Origin of the sequence: Variovorax sp. V118, from assembly GCF_041154445.1 — a bacterium.
Classification (GTDB): domain Bacteria; phylum Pseudomonadota; class Gammaproteobacteria; order Burkholderiales; family Burkholderiaceae_C; genus Variovorax; species Variovorax boronicumulans.
On record NZ_AP028663.1, the window covers coordinates 2,497,330 to 2,513,239 of the forward strand.

At 69.4% G+C, this 15,910-nt stretch carries 13 protein-coding genes; 6 read left to right on the forward strand and 7 right to left on the reverse strand.

Annotated elements, in window-relative coordinates; all coding sequences use genetic code 11:
- Positions 1 to 52: 52 nt before the first annotated feature.
- The 5 genes from ACAM52_RS11430 (at position 53) to ACAM52_RS11450 (ending at position 5,947) form a co-directional block, all read left to right on the forward strand.
- Positions 53 to 967, forward strand: coding sequence for a sensor histidine kinase (locus tag ACAM52_RS11430; RefSeq protein WP_369647059.1), 915 nt, complete (start codon positions 53 to 55; stop codon positions 965 to 967).
- 79 nt (positions 968 to 1,046) lie between these two features.
- Positions 1,047 to 3,422, forward strand: a complete 2,376-nt coding sequence (locus tag ACAM52_RS11435) for a Tex family protein (RefSeq protein ID WP_070060629.1) — start codon at positions 1,047 to 1,049, stop codon at positions 3,420 to 3,422.
- Between the two features lie 88 nt (positions 3,423 to 3,510).
- Positions 3,511 to 3,783 carry a type II toxin-antitoxin system Phd/YefM family antitoxin gene (locus ACAM52_RS11440; protein ID WP_369647060.1) on the forward strand — a complete coding sequence of 91 codons (273 nt, stop codon included), beginning with the start codon at positions 3,511 to 3,513 and terminating at the stop codon, positions 3,781 to 3,783.
- A complete protein-coding gene (locus tag ACAM52_RS11445) occupies positions 3,780 to 4,856 on the forward strand; it encodes a phospholipase (RefSeq protein WP_369647061.1) in 1,077 nt (358 codons plus the stop codon). Before ACAM52_RS11440 ends, ACAM52_RS11445 begins: the two co-directional genes overlap by 4 nt.
- Positions 4,857 to 4,960: 104 nt before the next feature.
- Positions 4,961 to 5,947, forward strand: coding sequence for a tripartite tricarboxylate transporter substrate binding protein (locus ACAM52_RS11450; RefSeq protein WP_369647721.1), 987 nt, complete (start codon positions 4,961 to 4,963; stop codon positions 5,945 to 5,947).
- 15 nt (positions 5,948 to 5,962) lie between these two features.
- On the opposite strand, the gene ACAM52_RS11455 is transcribed toward ACAM52_RS11450, so the two are convergent.
- The 7 genes from ACAM52_RS11455 to ACAM52_RS11485 all read right to left on the reverse strand — a co-directional run bounded on the left by ACAM52_RS11455 (position 5,963) and on the right by ACAM52_RS11485 (position 14,946).
- Positions 5,963 to 6,349: a DUF4150 domain-containing protein gene (locus tag ACAM52_RS11455; protein ID WP_056580973.1), complete on the reverse strand. Its 387-nt coding sequence runs from the start codon at positions 6,347 to 6,349 to the stop codon at positions 5,963 to 5,965.
- Between the two features lie 21 nt (positions 6,350 to 6,370).
- On the reverse strand, positions 6,371 to 7,057 hold the full coding sequence (locus ACAM52_RS11460; protein WP_062472918.1) for a DUF3540 domain-containing protein: 687 nt from the start codon (positions 7,055 to 7,057) through the stop codon (positions 6,371 to 6,373).
- Positions 7,054 to 8,178: a pentapeptide repeat-containing protein gene (locus tag ACAM52_RS11465; RefSeq protein WP_369647062.1), complete on the reverse strand. Its 1,125-nt coding sequence runs from the start codon at positions 8,176 to 8,178 to the stop codon at positions 7,054 to 7,056. Before ACAM52_RS11465 ends, ACAM52_RS11460 begins: the two co-directional genes overlap by 4 nt.
- A complete protein-coding gene (locus tag ACAM52_RS11470) occupies positions 8,175 to 10,832 on the reverse strand; it encodes a DUF2169 domain-containing protein (protein WP_369647063.1) in 2,658 nt (885 codons plus the stop codon). Before ACAM52_RS11470 ends, ACAM52_RS11465 begins: the two co-directional genes overlap by 4 nt.
- A 6-nt stretch (positions 10,833 to 10,838) precedes the next feature.
- Positions 10,839 to 11,276, reverse strand: a complete 438-nt coding sequence (locus tag ACAM52_RS11475; RefSeq protein ID WP_369647064.1) for a hypothetical protein — start codon at positions 11,274 to 11,276, stop codon at positions 10,839 to 10,841.
- 15 nt (positions 11,277 to 11,291) lie between these two features.
- Positions 11,292 to 13,634, reverse strand: a complete 2,343-nt coding sequence (locus ACAM52_RS11480) for a type VI secretion system Vgr family protein (RefSeq protein WP_369647065.1) — start codon at positions 13,632 to 13,634, stop codon at positions 11,292 to 11,294.
- A gap of 175 nt (positions 13,635 to 13,809) precedes the next feature.
- Positions 13,810 to 14,946, reverse strand: a complete 1,137-nt coding sequence (locus ACAM52_RS11485) for an iron-containing alcohol dehydrogenase (protein WP_062472908.1) — start codon at positions 14,944 to 14,946, stop codon at positions 13,810 to 13,812.
- Between the two features lie 63 nt (positions 14,947 to 15,009).
- Here ACAM52_RS11485 and ACAM52_RS11490 point away from each other — a divergent pair, with 63 nt between their 5' ends.
- Positions 15,010 to 15,882 (forward strand): 2-keto-4-pentenoate hydratase, encoded by an 873-nt coding sequence (locus ACAM52_RS11490; RefSeq protein WP_369647066.1) that lies wholly within the window; start codon positions 15,010 to 15,012, stop codon positions 15,880 to 15,882.
- Positions 15,883 to 15,910 lie beyond the last annotated feature (28 nt).

A 15,910-nucleotide genomic window follows, 5' to 3' on the forward strand; every position in this document is an offset into this window, starting at 1 on the left:
CATGCGCGCGCCCGCGCCCCCGCTCCCGCCGTATTTCCTGGAGGACCAGTTCGTGTGGCTTTCGATCGCCGCCTGGTGTGTGCTCCTGGTCTGGCTGTGGCCGCGTGCCTCGCGCCAGCGGATGCTGCTGTGGGTCGGGCTCGCCTTCGCGCTGCACCTGACGCCGGTGGTGGGGCAGGTGATCCGCGCGACCTCGGCGATCACCACACTGGGTACCGAGGTGCCGGCCGCCTTCTGGGCCCTGCAGGGGGTGAACGTCGCCGTGCTCTGCATGATCGTGGCCACCTGGTATTTCACGCGACGCCGCCTCGTGCGCTACCGCCAGGCGCAGGCCGTGCTCGCCGAGCGCCGCCGCATCGCCAGCGACCTGCATGACGGCGTCGGCTCGCGGCTGGTGGCGCTCATGGCCAGCTACGACCCGCGCTCCGCCGACGCCCGCGAGCTGTCGATGGCCCTGCAGGCCTGCCTGCTGGAGCTGCAGCTGACGGTCGACTCCCTCGACGACCAGGCCGACACCAGCATCGGTGAGCGCCTGGGCCACTTGCGTTACCGGCTGCAACCGGCGTTCGACCGGCTCGGCATCACGCTCGTGTGGAACGTGCAGGACGTGGTGCTGGCGCCGCCGCTGTCGCCCGAGGCCGCGATGCAGCTGTGCCGCATCGCGCAGGAGGCCTTGTCGAATGTGCTGCGCCATTCGCAGGCGACCCGCGTGGAGGTGCGCTTCGGCCCGCGCGAGCGCTCGCACGGGCTGGTGCTCGAAGTGCTCGACGACGGGCGCGGCCTGGATGCGGCGGCCGGCGAGGCCGGCGGCAAGGGCCTGCGCAGCATGCGCGAGCGCGCCGATGCGCTGCATGGCGAGCTGGCCGTCATGGACGCAGCGCCGCACGGGCTGCGTATCCGGCTCGTGATGCCCGGTGAAGTGCTGCCGCAGTCGGCGGTCGCGGCGCCGGCCGAGAGCACGTTGTAACCATCCCGCACCGGTGCCCGGCGGGGGGCCTCGTCGCCTATGGCAAACTTCCGCGCTTTGCCAGGGACGCGCTCAAGACATGCAGAAAATCATTCGCCAGCTCGCCGTTGAAATCAAGGTCGGCGAGCACCAGGTGAAGGCCGCCGTCGAACTGCTCGACGAAGGCGCCACGGTTCCGTTCATTGCCCGCTATCGCAAGGAAGTCACGGGCGGCCTCGACGACATCCAGCTGCGCGAACTGGAAGCCCGGCTGTCTTACCTGCGCGAACTCGAAGACCGCCGCGTGGCGGTGCTCAAGGCCATCGACGAGCAGGGCAAGCTGACCCCCGAGCTGCGCGCCGCGATCGAATTCGCGCCCACCAAGCAGGAGCTCGAAGACCTGTACCTGCCGTTCAAGCAGAAGCGCCGCACCAAGGGCCAGATCGCCCGTGAATTCGGCATCGAGCCGCTGGCCGACAAGCTGCTGGCCGACCCCACGCTCGACCCGGCCGTCGAAGCCAAGGCCTTCCTGCAGCCCGCCACCACGCTGGACGACGGCAAGCCGGGCCCCGATTTCTCCACCGTGCCCCTCGTGCTCGACGGCGTGCGCGACATCCTGTCCGAGCGCTGGGCCGAAGACGCTGTGCTGGTGCAGCGCCTGCGCGAATGGCTCTGGAACGAAGGCCTGCTCAAGTCCACCCTGATGGCCGGCAAGGACGAGAACAACGCCGACATCGCCAAGTTCCGCGACTACTTCGACTACGACGAACCCATCGGCCGCGTGCCGTCGCACCGCGCCCTGGCCGTGTTCCGCGGCCGCGCGCTCGAGGTGCTCGACGCCAAGCTCGTGCTGCCCGTCGAACCCGAGCCGGGCAAGCCCAGCATCGCCGAAGGCAAGATCGCGCTGCACCTGGGCTGGAGCCACGCGGCCCGCCCGGCCGACGACCTGCTGCGCAAGTGCGTGGCCTGGACTTGGCGCGTGAAGCTCGCGCTGTCGACCGAGCGCGACCTGTTCACCCGCCTGCGCGAAGACGCCGAAAAGGTCGCCATCAAGGTGTTCGCCGACAACCTGCGCGACCTGCTGCTGGCCGCGCCCGCCGGCCGGCGCGTCGTGATGGGCCTGGACCCCGGCATCCGCACGGGCGTGAAGGTGGCCGTGGTCGATTCGACCGGCAAGCTGGTCGAGACCGCCACCGTGTTCCCGCACGAGCCGCGCAAGGACTGGGAAGGTTCGCTGCACACCCTGGGCAAGCTGTGCGCCAAGCACGGCGTGAACCTGATCGCCATCGGCAACGGCACCGCCAGCCGCGAAACCGACAAGCTCGCCGGCGACCTGATCAAGCTGCTGGCCAAGATGGCCGCGCAGGCCGGCGCGCCCGAAATGACGGTCGACAAGGTCGTGGTCAGCGAAGCTGGTGCCTCCGTGTATTCCGCCAGCGAGTTCGCCTCGCAGGAAATGCCCGATGTCGACGTGAGCCTGCGCGGCGCCGCCTCCATTGCGCGCCGCCTGCAGGACCCGCTGGCCGAGCTCGTGAAGATCGATCCCAAGAGCATCGGCGTGGGCCAGTACCAGCACGACGTGAACCAGAGCGAACTCGCGCGCACCCTGCAGGCCGTGGTCGAAGACTGCGTGAACTCGGTGGGCGTCGACCTGAACACCGCCAGCGTGCCGCTGCTCAGCCGCGTGTCCGGCCTGTCGGCCAGCGTGGCCAAGGCCGTGGTGCGCTGGCGCGAGGCCAACGGTGCGTTCTCCACCCGCAAGCAGCTGCTCGACGTGACCGGCTTCGGCCCCAAGGCCTTCGAGCAGAGCGCCGGCTTCCTGCGCATCCGCGACGGCGCCGACCCGCTGGACATCACCGGCGTGCACCCCGAAACGTACCCGCTGGTCGAGCAGATCATCGTCAAGACCGGCAAGCCGATCGCCGAGCTGATGGGCCGCGCCGACATGCTCAAGACGCTGAAGCCCGAGCTGTTCGCCAACGAGAAGTTCGGCGTCATCACGGTCAAGGACATCCTGGGCGAACTCGAGAAGCCCGGTCGCGACCCGCGCCCCGACTTCAAGGTGGCGCGCTTCAACGACGGCGTGGACGACATCTCCGACCTCACCGAGGGCATGATCCTCGAAGGCACCGTGAGCAACGTGGCCCAGTTCGGCGCCTTTGTCGACCTCGGCGTGCACCAGGACGGCCTGGTCCACGTGAGCCAGCTGAGCCACAAGTTCGTCAACGATGCACGCGAAGTCGTCAAGACCGGCGACATCGTCAAGGTCAAGGTGATGGAGGTCGACGTGGCCCGCAAGCGCATCGGCCTGTCGATGAAGCTCGACGCCGCCCCCGCACGCCGCGACGGCCCGCGTGACAACCGCTTCGAAGGGGCAGGGCGCGGCCAGCAGCAACAAGGCCGGCGCGACAACTCGCCGCAGCCGGCGGGGCAGATGGCGAGTGCGTTTGCCAAGTTGCAGGGGTTGCGCAAGTAAGCCGGCAGTTCGCAGCATCGGAGGTCGATGCTGCGAGCCGGCGCACGGTCGCTGACCAGCCCGAGAACAGTCTGAGGGAGCGATCGAAATGACATCCTGGCCTGTGCAAGACGCGAAAGCGAACTTCGACAAAATTCTGGAGGCCAGCTTGGCCGACGGGCCGCAAATGCTTACGAGGCGTGGCGATGCGGTCGCCGTACTGGTGAAGGCGACGGAATGGCAGCAGTTGCGGGCGATGGCGAAACCGTCGCTCAAGGACCTGCTGCTCTCAGCCGATGCGCGTACCGAATCTCTCGTTCCTGCGAGAGATGCAGCGCATCCACGCCGTGCTGCACGCTTCTTGCAAACACCACTGGCATGAAAGCCCTGCGCATCTACGCCGGCCCCGCGGCCCGCCAGCACATCGAGCAGCACGGCCTGCGCCCGCAGGACGTGCGCACCATCCCCGGTGCGGCGGGCGGGCCCAAGGGGCTGATCCTCGGGCCGCTCGATCGCTTCATCTTCGGGCGCTGGCTCACGCAGTCGAGCCAGCCGGTGGACCTGGTGGGTGCGTCGATCGGCGCGTGGCGGCTGGCGACGGCCTGCCTGTCGGACCCGGAGGCGGCCTTCGGGCGCTTCGAGCACGACTATGTGCGCCAGCAGTTCGAAGTGCCGCCGGGCCAGAAGCGGCTCAGCCCGCACCAGCTCAGCGAGCGCTTCGCGGAAAGCCTCGACACCTTCTACGGCGGACGCATCGGCGAGGTGCTGGGCCATGCGCGCTACCGGCTGCATGTGGTGACCTCGCGCGGGCGCCACATCCTGGGGCGCGAGGGCAGGGCGCGCACGCCGGTGGGCTACCTGGGCGCCTTCGCGAGCAACAGCCTGCACCGCAAGAGCCTGGGCGCCTGGCTGGAGCGCTGCGTGTTCTCCACGCCCGGCGCGGCCTTGCCCTTCGGCACGACCGACTTCCGCACGCGCCAGCACGCGCTGAGCGAGGCCAACTTCAACCGGGTGCTGCAGGCCTCGTGCTCCATTCCGTTCCTGCTGGCGGCGGTGCACGACATTCCGGGCGCGCCGCACGGCGCCTACTGGGACGGCGGCATCACCGACTACCACCTGCATCTGGACTACCAGCCGGCCGACGAAGGCATCGTGCTGTACCCGCACTTCCAGCAGGCCGTGGTGCCGGGCTGGCTCGACAAAGGGCTGCGCTGGCGCCACAAGTCGACGCGCTTTCTCGACCGCATGGTGGTGCTCGCACCGAATCCCGAGTGGGTCAAGACGCTGCCGCACGGCAAGCTGCCCGACCGCAAGGACTTCATCCGCTTCGCGAACGACGCGCAGGCCCGCATCTCGGCCTGGGGCCAGGCCACGCGCGAGGCCACGCGGCTGTCGGACGAGTTCGAGGCCTGGCTCGGCGACGACGGGCGTTCGCGCGACATCCTGCCGCTCTGAGCCCGCCCAGGCACCGTTGTCCCGTCGGGGACAAACCCTGAGCGCCGGCGCAGGAGCGCGCTTCGAGAATGGTCCGATCCATGCCATCCGAAGGGTTCCCGACCATGCCGCACGCCACGCTCTCCCGCCGCCGTTTTTCTCTTGCCACGGCCGCCGCTGCTGCCAGTCTGGCCGCACCGTCTTTCGCGCAGAGCGCCTGGCCGAGCAAGCCGATCCGCATCGTCGTGCCCTACACGCCGGGCGGCTTCACCGACCAGATGGCGCGGCTGGTGCAGGCGGGCCTGCAGACGCGCCTGGGCCAGCCGGTGGTGATCGACAACAAGCCCGGCGCCAACAGCCTGATCGGCGTCGATGCCGTGGCCAAGGCTGCGCCCGACGGCACCACCTTCGGCGTCGTCATCGCGGCCTACACGGCCAACACCACGCTGTACCCCAAGCTGCCCTACGACCCGCGCAAGGACCTCGTGGGCGTGTCGCTGATGGGGGTGTCGCCGCTGCTGGCGGCGGTCAACAACGACGCGCCGTTCAAGACCGCGCGCGAGCTCATCGACTACGCACGCAAGCACCCCGGCAAGGTGAGCTTCGGCTCGTCGGGCAACGGCTCGGCCGCGCACCTCACGAGCGAGCTGTGGAAGTCGCTCACGCAGACCTACATGATCCACATCCCGTACCGCGGCGCGGTGCCCGCACTGACCGACCTGATGGGCGGGCAGATCCAGCTGTTCTTCGACGCGCCCACGGGCCTCATCAACCAGGGCAAGGCCGGGAAGGTGCGGCTGATCGGCGTGGCCGGCGACAAGCGCCTGCCGGCCGTGCCCGACGTGCCCACCTTCATCGAGCAAGGCTTCGCGGGCTTCACCGGCAGCACCTGGGCCGGCATGCTGGCGCCGGCGGGCACGCCGCGCGAGATCGTCAAGCGCATGTCGGAGGAGGTGGCGCGCATCATCAAGAGCGACGAGACGCGCGCCAAGCTCGATGCCATGGGCACCTTCCCGGCGGGCAGCACGCCCGAGGAGTTCGACGCCTTCATTGCCTCCGAGACCACCAAGTGGGGCAAGGTGATCCGCACGGCGGGCGTCAAGCTCGACTGAGCCTCCAGCGCTGTTTCAGGGGGCCAGCACCAGCACCTTGAATTGGCTGGGCACGATGCGCATGCCCACGATGTTGCAGCGGTTCTGCACCGCCAGGCTGGTCATGCGCGTGCACGGCGTGCCCTTCAGCAGCACCGTGAAGGCGCCGGTGATGTGGCGCGACGGCCCCATCACGGTCTGCGACACCACGCCCATCAGCACGCCGGCGTTGTCGCCGTTGGTGATCGGCGTGGTGGTCGCCATGTTGTGCACGGGCGTGCCTCCGTACAGTATGTTCCAGGCGTTGGGCAGGGCCGTGGGCCCGAGCGCGATGTTGGGGTAGGGCACGGGCAGTGCGGGCGGTGTCTTGCAGACATCGGGAAACGCGAGGTCCATTCCCATCATCTGTGCGTTGGCGAACATGGTTCAGGCTCCTTGTCGGTATCAACCCATGTGGATCTGTTCGGCGTCGACCTTCACCAGCGCCTGGCTGGTGACGAAGGTGTTCTTGGCGTGCAGTCGCAGGCTCTGCGAGGCCTGCATGTCGATCTGGCCCGCGCGCACCTGCTCGACCTCTTCGGTGAGGCGAAAGCTCGAGCGCGTGAGCAGGCTCAGTCGGTCGAGCACGGTCTCGAGCGTGCGGCCCACAAAGCGGGCGACCAGCGTGGTCACGCGCACTTCGGCGCCGCGGTAGGCCATGTCGGTGATGTCGACGGTCGCTTTGTCGGCCTGAAGCGCGAAAGACGACGCCTGCAGCGCGATGCCGCCGCGGCGCGAGCGGATCGTGAGGTCGCCGTCGGCCACGAGTTGCGACTGGCTGGGGTCGGCCTGCGTGACGACGGCGATCAGGAACAGCTGGTCGCGCTGCGGACCGGCCACGAGCACGACATCGCCCACGGCGGGCTGCAACAGGCAGCTCGCGGCGCGCGGGCAATGCCAGGGCGCGCCGCTCGGCTGCGGCTCGACGACGAAGCGGCCGTCGGGCAGCGATTGCACGACGGTGCCGAGCGCGCTGCCGGTCCAGGCCGGTGCGGCTTGCGCAGGCAGCGGCTTGCGCAGCAGTGCGTGCATCTCGGTCTCGGGCGTATTCGACGGCGGCGAAACGGTTTCGCGAACGGCGCGGTGGTTCATGGCGGGGTGTCCTGTGGATCGGGCGGCAGCGGCCGGCCGAAGGTGTCGCGGCCGGCGCGTTGCGGGCGGTTCGCGCGGGCGGCGGAAAAGCGCTCGGCCTCGAACAGCGCCGGGTCGCTGTCGAGCACGCCGAGGCGGTCGCTCCAGCGCACGCCGGTCTCGATCGCGCGGTGCATCTGGGTGCGGTGGAAGGTGGCGCCGCGCAGGTCGGCATCGGCAAGGTCGGCGTAGGAGAAATCCGCGTACACGAGGTGGCTGCGGACGAACGCGGTGCGGCGGCAGCTTGCGCGGTGGAACACGCACTGTTCGAGTCGCGCGTCCGACAGGTCGGCGTCGTCGAGCCGGGCACTCACCCACAGGCTCTGGTCGAAGTGCCCGCCGCGCGCGTCCACCCGGCGCAGGTCGGCTTCGGGAAACAGGCACTGCGGCGCCTGCACGCCCGACAGCACCGCGCCTGCGAGCTTCGCGCCCTTGAAGTTGCACTGGCTCAAACGCGCGCCGGCGAAGTTGCAGCCCGTGAGGTCGGCGTCGATGAACTGGCACAGATGAAACGACTGCGCCGAGAAGTCCTGCCCCGCGAGGTCGGCCTCGCCGAAGATCACGTTGTGGAAGCTCGCGCCCTTGAAGTGCGTGCCGCGCAGCGCCGCGCGGTAGAAGACGGTGGTGTTCAGCGCCGTGTCGTCGAAGCGCGTGCCGTCGAGGCGGCATTCGCCGAACACCGCCTTCGTGAGGTCCGCGCGCTCGAAGCCCGCGCCGTCGAGCGTGCTCTGGTGAAAGGTGGCCTGGCCCGCCTGCGCCGCGCTCATGTCGACGCGGCTCAGGTCGGCCTCGGAGAAGACGGCGTGGGCCATCGCTGCAGACCGCAGGCGCGCGCGGGGCAGGGCGCAGCGGTGGAAGGCGGCGTGCTGCAGGTCGGCAGTGTCGAGCACCGCGTCGTCGAAGCGGCAGCTGTCGAACACCGATTCGCCCAGCCGCGCGCCGCGCAGGTTCGCCCGGCGGAAGTCGCAGGCGCCGAAGCTGCCGCCGCGCAGGTCCATGCCGTCGAAGTCCATGCCCTGGAAGTCCTGGTCCTGGAGGTGGTCGCCGCCGCGGATCTTCGCTGCCAGCTCGGCCGGCGTCATCGGGCCGGGTCCGCGGCGCGGCGCGGGAGGGTCTTGGCCTGTTCGAGGTGCGCGCCGTGCGTGTCGGTCACGCTGTCGATCAGGGTCTGCGAGACGTCGGCGCGGAACAGGTTGGCCTCGCGCAGGTCGGTGCGCACCAGGCGGGCTTTCTGCAGGCTGGCATGCATGAGGTTGGCGCCGCGCAGCGAGGCCTGCGTGAAGTCGGCGCGGATGAAAAGGCTTTCGGGCGCATCGCAGCCGCTGAGGTCGGCGCCCGTGAGGCTGCAGGCCGACAGGTCGCAGGTGTCGAGCGTGGCACGCACGAAGCGCGCGCCGTCCAGCGGCATCTCGCGCAGGCCGCATTGCACCAGCGTCGCGTCTTCGAAGTCCATGGTGCGCAGGCTGCTGGTGCCGACGAAGCAGGTGGTGTGCAGGGTGGCGCCGCGAAAGACGATGCCGGTGTCGCCCGAGGTGTGGGCCCAGGCGCAGGCTTCGAGCCGGGCCGCGCTGAAGTCGAGCCGCTCGGCGATGCACGAGATCAGGCCGACCTTGTGGAGCACGGCGTTGCGAAAGCTGCAGTCCTGCAGGCGGGTCTGTTCGAGGAAGGTCACGTAGGAAAGACGCGCGGCATCGAAGCGGCAGTGTTCGACCTGCAGGCTGAGCACGGTCAGGTGCTCCAGCGAGGCTTGCGAGAAATCGCAGTGGTCGAGGTGCGTCTGCTCGAGCGTGGTGTGGTGCAGCTGCGCACCGGCGAACACGGTGTGGACGCAGTGCGCTAGGCTGAGGTTCGCGCGGTGCAGCACGCAGCCCGCGAGCGAGGCCCGCGAAAGGCGCGCACGCACGAGCACGGCCTCGGTGGCATCCGCACCATCGAGCCGGGCGCCTTCGAGGTTCGCGTGTTCGAGCAAGGTGCGGTGCAGGCGTGCGCCGCGCAGGTCCATGCCCGACAGGTCCGCGCCCGTCAGGTCCATCTCCGAGAGGTCGCGCGTGCTGGCCATCACGTCCTGCACGCGCTGGCGCGCTTCGGCGGCGCGTTCGCCTTCGAGGACGTCGGCGGGCGACTGGTGCTGCGCGCCCATCCGGTACATGTCGATCAGCCCGCGCTGGCCTTTCTCGACCACCTCCGAGAAGGCCTGCTGCTGCGCGGGCGGCAGCGCGGATGTGCCCGTGGCGGCGGCGATGCCGAACATGCCCTGCAGCACGGTCTGCGCATCGAAGGCGGGCGGCCCCTTGGTCGTGGTGCGGTCGATGTTCGAGACCAACTCTGCGGAATCGAAACCGACCTGGCGTGACTCGGCCGCATTGCGCTGACCCGCGCGCTCGAGCTCGCGCCGGCCGTCTTCGAGCGCCTGGCGCTGGTCCTGCGTGAAGCGCCGCGTGCGCTCGACGAACTCCGGCAGCTCGGCGAGCGTCGGCACCTTGCGAAAGGGCTCGGGCAGCGGCCGTTCGCGCAGCAGGCGCGGATCGTGGCCGGCCTCGCGCGCCTGCTGCATCATGTCCGCGCGCAGCCGGTCACCACGCTCGCGCATGTTGCGCACCAACGCGGATTCCTCGCCGTCGTCCAGCGTGTCGAGCCACGGGCCGATGGCCTGCGCGGGCAGCAGCTCGTCGTCGCGGGCGGCATGCAGCGCGCCCGTCTCGGGATCGCAGCGGCGCTGGAGGAGGGCGAAGTAGTGCGCCAGCGGGCGCGGTGCATCGCCCGCGGCTTCGATGGCCGGCATCACATGGGTCACGTCGTCGGCGTCGTCTTCCACGATGTCGATCTCGCCGTGGTGGATCAGCGCCACCTGCCCGCGGTGCGGAAAGAACCACGCCGTGGTGAGGCGCATGGGCACCTCGTCGAACTGCTCCGGCTCGCGGCCAGGCCCGTTTCGGCGCGCGATGAAGGCGCGCGCACGCCAGTCGGGCAAGCGCCCGCGCTGCACCGGCTGCGAGGGGTGCATGTGCCAGATCTCGTAGGGCGCGCCGCCGGGGATGTGGTCGCGCGCGGGCCAGTGCTGCTGCGGCGGCGCGGCGTTGAAGAAGCGCCAGTCCATGTCCTCCGAAAAACCGGGGAACAGGTGCTCGCGCCAGTGGCCGTCGTACTGCCGGCCGATCAGGCGCATGCGGCTGGGCCGGGTCAGCTCGATCGGGCCGAAACCGGTGGGCTCGGTCTCGCGGTCGGGCCGGTCGATGCGCTGCTGCGGGTCTTCGATGTTCGGCAGGCGCTGCACCTGCAGGCCGTTGACCGTCTCGTGCGCGTGGCCGATGCCCTGCGGGTTCTCGGCAAAGCCGGGGCCACCGTAGGCGCGCGTGGCATCGAGCCGCATCGACTCGAAGGGCTGCGGCGCGGTGGCGCGGCCGTCGAGCCAGAAGCGGTCGCCGAACACCAGCAGCTGGCGCGAAAGCTCACCCACACGCATTGCGACGGCGCAGGCGGTCTTGTCGGCTTGGTGCCGGGTGTAGGCATGGCCGGTGGCCAGGAACTCGGCGTGGGGTTTGGGAACGCCCAGGTCGATGGCGCCCGTCGGGCCGAGCTCTTCGGCGGCGATCTTCCAGAACTCCGGCTCGGGCAGCAGCACGGGCGCAGCGTCCATCGACACCATGCCCATCAGCGTGACGCCCAGGCGTTGCCGGCCACCCCGCAGGAAGGGGCGCGTGATGACACTCAGCCGCAGCGGCTTGACGGTTTTCAAGGGGGATCAGCTCCGTGCGGGTGCCACTTCGAGCGGCGTGCGCTGCCGGTCGACCGACACCACGTCGGGGTGCGCCGGGTCCTGGACCAGGTGCAGGGTCGCGCCCGGCACCGCGAGGCGGGGCAGCAGCAGCTCGTCGACCAGCGTGCGCAGCACCACGCTCGGCACCGGGGACGACGGCGGCATCTGCAGCGTGAATTCGAGCGCGACCATGCACTGGCCGTGGCTGCCCGGACTGGTGAGCTGGTGTTCGGAGCGCCGCACCTGCGCCACCACGCCGTGCGTGGCCACGCCGGCCCCGCCCAGGCGCTCGCCGATGCGCCGCTCCTGCGTGTACCTGCGCTGCTCGCGCGTGGCGGTGACGACCACCGCGACGCCGGCCAGCAGCGCCCCGCCCATCATCACGGCGAAGACGCTCCAGAGGACCTGTTCCCAGATGGCCATCGATGGGGCGGCGGCTCAGACCTTGACGGTCATCGCCTTGGCCGCGAAGGCCAGGCCGCCGCTGGCGATCTTCATGCCGATGTTCGCGACCTTGAGCATCTTCCCCTCGATCTCGGTCGCTGAGTTCTGCGAGCGGAACACCGCCACGTCGAGCCGGATGCCAGAGAACTGCGAGTTGAGGATGTAGTTCTGCTGGCGCAGCCCCCACAGGTCGAGCGCCAGCCCGACCGCCGAGAAACGCGCCCCCACGCCCCCCGCGCGGTACCAGCGCCAGTCGTTGCTCTTGGCGTAGTTGTTGATGTAGGTCTTCGAGTTGTTCGTGTAGTCGTTCGTGATGTTCTTGTAGACCTTGGACGTCGTGTTGTAGACGTTCGTGTTGATCACGTGCTGCGTCGTGTTGTGGATGTGGTTCGTGGTGTTGAAGGTCACGTCCGGCGAGGTGTGGACCGTGGGGCCGGTCACCGTGGTGTTCGACGGACCGTTCACATGCACGGTGTTCGACGTGTTGATGGTGTCGTTGCGGCCCGCGCTCACGAAGCGGATTTCCTGGCCGTCGATGGTGCCGTTGAAGCCGCCGCTGATGGCGAGGGTCACGCCGCCGGAGATGGTGTCGTTGAGCCCGCCGCTGAGCGTGCGCGTCTTGCCGCCCGTGATGCGCTGCGTCACGCCGCCGCTCACGGTTTCGCTGAAGCCGCCGGTCACGTCGCGCGTGTCGCCGCCGGTGATGGTTTCCGTCGCGCCCGCGGTGATGTCGCGCGTCTCGCCGTCCTGGTAGGTGGCGGACTCGTGGCCCTTGATGAGGGTGGTGCGGGTGCCGTCGGTGGTGTGGGTCTCGTCGGCTTCCACTTCGACGTCGAGGTTGCGCTCGGCGTGCAGCAGGATCTGCTCGGCGCCCGTGCGGTCCTCGAAGCGCAGCATGTTGGCTTGGTTGGCCGCGCCGCCGGTGCTGGAGCGCGTGAGGATGCCGCTGGCCGTGGCGTTGGCGGGCAGCTCCCACGGCGGCATCTGGTCGCTGTTGTAGACGCGGCCGGTGATGATGGGGCGGTCGGGCTGGCCGCCGATGAAATCGACGATCACCTCCTGGCCCACGCGCGGCATGTGCATGGTGCCGTAGTTGGCGCCGGCCCAGTTGCTCGACACGCGCACCCAGCACGAGCTGTTCTCGTCCGACTGGCCGTAGCGGTCCCAGCGGAACTGCAGCTTCACGCGGCCGAAGCGGTCGGTCCAGATCTCTTCGGGGCCGACCACGGTGGCGGTCTGCGGGCCATTGGTGCGCGGACGCGGCGTGGTGCGCGCAGGGCGGTAGGGCACGGCCGAGGGCAGCACGGTGAAGTCGAACTCGCACACCGATTCGCTGCTGCCGCCGGTCGAGTATTCGGGCTCGCGCAGGTCGTAGCGCGTTCCGGTGACGAGGTACTCGCGGTTGTCGGCCTCGCGCGGGCAGTGCGTCATCTCGAACAGGTGGCCCGGCGCCATGCCCACCACGTTGGTGTGGCCCGAGGCCAGCTCGTGCGCGCACTGCAGCTCCTGCAGGCGGATCTTCGCGTAGGCGTCGCCTTGCTGGTGCTCGCTGTAGCCGCCGAGCCATTCATAGACTTCGTAGGTCGCGTGGTCGTGGCCCTTGGGGTCCTGCTGCACGCTCTGCAGCGAGGCGCGCGACTTCTTGAAGTCGAAGTCGTCGAGCATCACGCGGCCCGAGGTGATCTGCTCGGCCACGCGCCAGCGGTCGATGCAGGGCTCCAGCGCATTCACCACGCGGTCGCGCGGGCGGTAGGGAATGCGCGCGTGGCCCGGCAGCGGGTGGTAGCCGCCCGTGTCGTCGGCCAGCACCAGCAGGTGCGAGCCGTTGCCGTGCTCGAAGTGGTAGGCGATGCCTTCGTGCTCCATGAGGCGGCTCACGAAGGCGAAGTCGCTCTCCTGGTACTGCACGCAGTACTCCCAGGGGCGGTAGCTGCCCGTGAGGCGCTTCTCGAACTGGAAGCCGTACTTGCCCAGCACCGCGTCGAGCACCTCGGGCACGCTCTGGTTCTGGAAGATGCGGCAGTCGGTGGTACGCGTGAGGTACCACAGCCACGGCTGCACGAGCGCGCGGTAGATGTAGTGGCGGCCGGTCTCGTTGGCACGCCCGACCAGCTCGAAGCGCACGACGGTGCCGTTGAGGTAGCGCGTTGTGCCGTCGTCGGCAATGGCCAGCGTGAGCGAGGTGCCGAGCAGGCGCTTCAGGTCGAGGTTGAAGCTGGTGCTGACCATGTCGACCTCGAACTCGAAGAGTTGCGAGAGTCCTTCGTGTCCCCGCATCGCGCGGAACTTGAGCTGCTCGGCGCTCAGGACGGTATGGACTTGGACGGTACGCGGCATTCGACACTTCCCTGACCCCTCGGGCTTTCACGGATGCGAAGCCTCTGCAGATGGGGCCAGGCCAGTATGAAAACGCCGCGTGTCACATCCATGACGCGCCACATGCAAAAGGCCGTCGAAACGGCCTTTTGTGAAAGCGAATGCACGCCTGCGCAGCAGGAGTGACGCAAAGGTTTTACATCGACGCTTCGAGCATCGCCTTGTAGTCGTCGCGCGTGGCCAGCCGCGGGTTGGTCTTGTGGCAGTGGTCGGCCATGGCGCCGTCGATGATCTGTTCGAACATCGCGGGCGTCACGCCCACTTCGGCCAGGCCCTTGGGCAGGCCCAGGCGCGCGTTCATGTCGCGGATCGCGTGACCGAGGTCGCCGGCCGAGTCCAGGTGCATGGCCTGCGCCATGCGCTGCAGGCGCTGTTCCTTCTGCACCGACTCGGCACCCGAATTGAAGTGGATCACCGCCGGCAGGAAGAGGGCGTTGAGCGTGCCGTGGTGCAGGCGCGGATCGACGCCGCCCAGGCTGTGGCTCAGCGAGTGCACGCAGCCCAGGCCCTTCTGGAAGGCCATGGCGCCCTGCATCGAGGCGCTCATGAGGTTCAGGCGCGCCTCGCGGTCGCTGCCGTCTTTCGTCGCGCGCTCGATGTGGCCCCAGGCGCGCTCCAGGCCGTCGAGGCCGATGCCGTCGGCCGGCGGGTTGAAGGCGGCCGACATGAAGGTTTCCATGCAGTGCGCGATGGCGTCCATGCCGGTGGCGGCCGTGAGCCGGGGCGGCAGGCCGAGCGTGAGCTCGGGGTCGCAGATGGCGGCCTTGGGCATCAGGAACCAGCTGTGGAAACCCAGCTTGCGGTGGTCGTCGACGATGACGATGGCGCCGCGCGCCACCTCGCTGCCGGTGCCGCTGGTGGTGGGCACGGCAATGAGCGGCACCGCGCGCTCGGTGATCTTGGGCGAGCCGCCTTCGATGGTGGCGTAGGTCTTGAGCGGGCCCTCGTGCGTGGCCGCGATGGCCACGCCCTTGGCGCAGTCGATGGCCGAGCCGCCGCCCACGGCGATGAGGCCGTCGCAGCGGCCGCTGCGGTACAGCTCGACGGCGGCGCGCACCGCGGCCTCGGTCGGGTTGGAGGGCGTCTGGTCGAACACCGAGACCTCGAGATCGGCGATGGCGTCGAGCGCCTTCTGCAGCACGCCGGCCGCGCGCACGCCTGCGTCGGTGACGATCAGAGGGCGGTTGATGCCGATGCGTGCGCACTCGCTCGACAGGAGCTTGATGGCGCCGAATTCGAACTGGATCTGGGTGAGGTATTGGATGAGGGCCATGAGGGGGAACGCCCGAGGGCAGTACGATTGCTGACCGTTCGAATCTAACAAGAGGGGACATTCTTGCCCACCAACAAAACCCTTGCGTCTGTCGCACTGGGCTCAGCGCTGCTGGCCGCCTCGGTCCAGGCCGCCTGCCTCAGCGACACCCAGGTGGCCGACTTCGCCGCCGCGCAGGCGGCACGCACGCCCGCCGCCGACATCGAGAACCTCAGCGAGGCCGACGCGGCCTGCACGCGCGCCAAGCTCAACGTGCTGCATGCGCGCAACCTCGGTGACGTGGTCGGCTACAAGGCGGGCCTCACCAACCCCGCGGTGCAAAAGCGCTTCAACTACGACCAGCCGGTGTGGGGCGTGCTCTACCAGCGCATGCTGCTGGACAGCGGCGCGGTGGTCGATGCGGCCTTCGGCGCGCGGCCGCTGTTCGAGGCCGACATGCTGGTGCGCGTGAAGAGTGCCGACATCCACAAGGCGAAGACGCCGGCCGAGGTGCTGGCCAACATCGACCAGCTCATTCCCTTCATCGAGCTGCCCGACCTCGCGGTGCAGACGCCCTCGAAGCTCAACGGCCCGGGCGTGGCGGCGATCAACGTCGGCGCGCGGCTCGGCGTGCGCGGGCTGCCGGTCGATGTGCCGACCACGGCCGACGGCCAGTCCTGGATGCTCGAAAGCCTGCGCGACATGCGCGTGGTCATGAAGGACGGGCAGGGCAAGGAGCTGGCCACCGGCAAGGGGTCGGACATCCTCGAGCACCCGCTCAATGCCGTGGTGTGGCTGGCCGGCGCGCTGGCCAAGGAAGGCATCGCGCTGAAGCCGGGCGACCTGATCAGCCTGGGCTCGTTCTCGCCGCTGCTGCCGCCCAAGGCCGGGCAGACGGTGGTGGTGAGCTACGAAGGGCTGTCGCGCATGCAACCGGTGGTGGTGTCTTTCAAGTGAGCACGACCACGACAGCGAACCGCCTCGC